The sequence below is a fragment of the Arthrobacter sp. K410C genome (assembly GCF_059090105.1).
Map to the genome: position 1 here is coordinate 1 of NZ_JBNHFJ010000038.1, position 2,968 is coordinate 2,968.

The following is a 2,968-nucleotide window of genomic DNA, read 5'->3' on the forward strand; positions in this document are numbered from 1 at the left end:
AACTTGGCACACTATTGAGTTCTCAAACAACAGACACACCCGGCACCACCCAAACCAAACATTCAGGATCGCTCCGGAGCAACTTTTCAAACTTACCCGACCGCCGAATACTTTGCAAATCCGCTTTCCAGCAGTTGCAGCATTCGTGATCAGTCCCCACCGGGTCAAGGCGCGCTAGCAGGCGGACCTTTTTCCAGGCTGTTCAAAGGGGGTTTGGCCGCTATTTTTCCGCTTCAGCGGCGGCAACTCAGAAAACAATACACGCCCATAAAGCTCACGGCAAATCGCCCCTGCCTCGTCAGTCATAACCCCACAATCCCCGTGATGACGGGAATTCCAGGGTCAAACAGAGGGCCATCAGTACCAGACCGCCCGCGGCGGGCAAGTGTGCAGTGGCTCATACTGGACTTTCCCCTACCGTCCGGAAGACGAGAGTGAACTCTGCCGCCCGGGGCTTCAGCCGGTACGGCTTCAGGACACCAGGCCCACAAGCCGCCGTGCCCACTCCCCGCTGCACATGGTCCAGGTACATGTAGGTCATGCCATCTGCCCCAAGCTCTGGCCGGTGGGCTGCCGCGTCAAGGACTGCCAGGCTGTACGGCCGTACTGTCAGGGCAAAAGGCTCACCCCTGACCTGCAGCAGGCTTCCGGCAACGTCCAAGGAGGCGGAACGGACTCCGGAGCGCGCACCTGATTCCTGGGGGCGGACATAGTCCACGTCCAGGTCGGCGAGCGGAAGGGAGAACCATCCCGTAAGGGCACCTTGGCCGGTGTCTGGATAACTCTGGTGCGGGCCTTTCCCGAACCAGCTCACTGCTGACGTCTCTCCTGCTAGGACAAGCTCCAGGCCGATACGTGCCCATTCCACCTCAAAGCCGGCGTTGACCCAGGTCCCTTCCGGGCGGACGTTCGCCTGGAGAGCCAGGGACGCGCCGTCGCTGGTCCAGGAATAAGCCACCTGAACTCCGTACTGCTTGTCCGCGGCACCCACACGCGTGCGGACCGTGAGCCGCTCACCGCCGTCGGCCGTTACCTCGGCACTGATGCCGACAAGCCGGGTGTGCAGCCGGTTCAACCCGGCGTCCTTCCACTGCGTGCCGAGCGGGCGCGGGTCCTCGCTGGCCCATTCCCGGCCCAGGTCGTTGTCGGTGGGCGCCCACCACAGCACCAGCCCCAGCTTCTCAACAGGCAGATCTCCCAGGAGGATGGGCATCCCGGTGATCCGGCTGAAGACTGCCGGACCCAGCCTCAGCTCGTTTTCCAGGACAAGGACACGTTCGGTCGCTGCAGGCTCAGCAGTACTGGCAGATAGGACGGACTGGCCCCATGAAATTTCATGGCCTGCGGCAGCCCAGGAAGAATCGGCCGCAAGAACCGCCCGCACCGTCAAGACCGCTGCCTGTCCGGCACGGGCAAGTGCGGCGGCACTGTCCGCAACGGCGGCGGGCAAGGGAACCGCAGTTTCGGACTGCGGCGGCAACGGCGCGAGCTGTACCGGTCCGGCGTCCAGCAGGCCGCCGTCGGTCTCAACGGTGTAGCGGAACTCATACGCGGAGGTGTCGGCGAAGTCCTGCAGGTTGCGGATCCGGAACCCGGACCAGTCCCCGGCCACCTCAATCCTGAGCGGCTCGACGACTTTCTTGTAGTCCAGAAGTCCCGGCCGCGGTCTACGGTCCGCGTCCACCAGGCCGTCCGTGACGAAGTTGCCGTCGTGAATTTCCTCACCGAAATCGCCGCCGTACCCGAAGTACTCACCACCCTCAGCGGACTGCACGGTGATGCCGTGCTCCAGCCACTCCCACACGAAGCCGCCCATAAGGCGCGGATGCCGCTCGAAGAGCTCCTGGTACTCGGTCATGCCGCCGGGGCCGTTCCCCATGGCATGCGCGTACTCGCACAGCACAAAGGGCATGGCCCGGCGCCGGGCCTCCAGGGCCGCGTCCTCGAGGGGCGGTTCGATGCCCTGCCCGATCAGTGCCGTTTCGTCCTGGCTTGCGTACATCCGTGAGTAGACGTCCACGTAGGGCGAGGACCAGTCCCCCTCGTAGTGGATGGGGCGGGAGGGGTCGCGGTCCTTGGTCCAGCGCGACATGGCCGCGAGGTTCCTGCCGGTGCCGGCCTCATTGCCGAGCGACCACATGATCACGGACGGGTGGTTCTTGTCCCGCTCGACCGTTCGCTACCTCCTGTCCAGCAGCGCGGGTTCCCACTGCGGATCGCAAGCCCAGCTGCAGGCTGACAGTCTCGCCCGGAGTGCTGACCGATGCATCGTAGAGTTTCGGCAGCTCAGCCGACCAGGGTTCGACGCCGGGGACGCGCACCTCCGTCCCGGCCGGTAGTTCCAGCCCCAATGCGGGAACGCGTACGACGGCGTCAATCGCCTTCCCGCCCCGGCTCGCCTCGACGCGAAGCACGCCTTCGTGACTTCCGTGGTCATAGCCGGCATGGACGAAGAGATCATCGATGCCAGCCGCCGGGCGGGCCTGGAGTGTGACATCCCGGAAAATTCCCGGGAGCCACCACATGTCCTGGTCTTCGACGTAGCTGGCAGCTTGGAATATGCGGGCGCGCCATGGCCGTGCATTGGCCAACTGGATGGGACGGGCAGGGCGGTGAAGCCTTCAAGTTCCTCTCCCAACTGCCAGCCGGCTGCCGGCGCGGAGCGGACTCCGGGGCTCAACCGGGAAGCGCCACTCCCCATTCAGGGAGAGCTTGAGCGCGTTGTTTGAAAGGTAGGCGCGTGCCCGGAGCGATGCGCTCCCGGGTTTCACCGACGCCAGTTCCCGTACGGGTCATGAGACGAGTCTAGGTGTGCCAGGCTAGCTGTTATCCGTGGGGGGCGGTCCTGGGGCTTAGTGCCTGACGTTGGGTGGTGGTTAAAGTGGTAGGGCCCTGACAGTGATTGTCAGGGCCCTACTAATGTTATGTCCGGCGGTGTCCTACTCTCCCACACCCTCCCGGGTGCAGT

General features: G+C 64.4%; 1 protein-coding gene. It reads right to left on the reverse strand.

Translation table 11 applies throughout. The annotated features are described in order from the left end of the window. Window positions 1-397: 397 nt before the first annotated feature. Window positions 398-2,140 (reverse strand): beta-galactosidase small subunit-related protein, encoded by a 1,743-nt coding sequence (locus AC5RU7_RS20910; protein WP_494053861.1) that lies wholly within the window; start codon window positions 2,138-2,140, stop codon window positions 398-400. Between the last annotated feature and the right edge of the window lie 828 nt (window positions 2,141-2,968).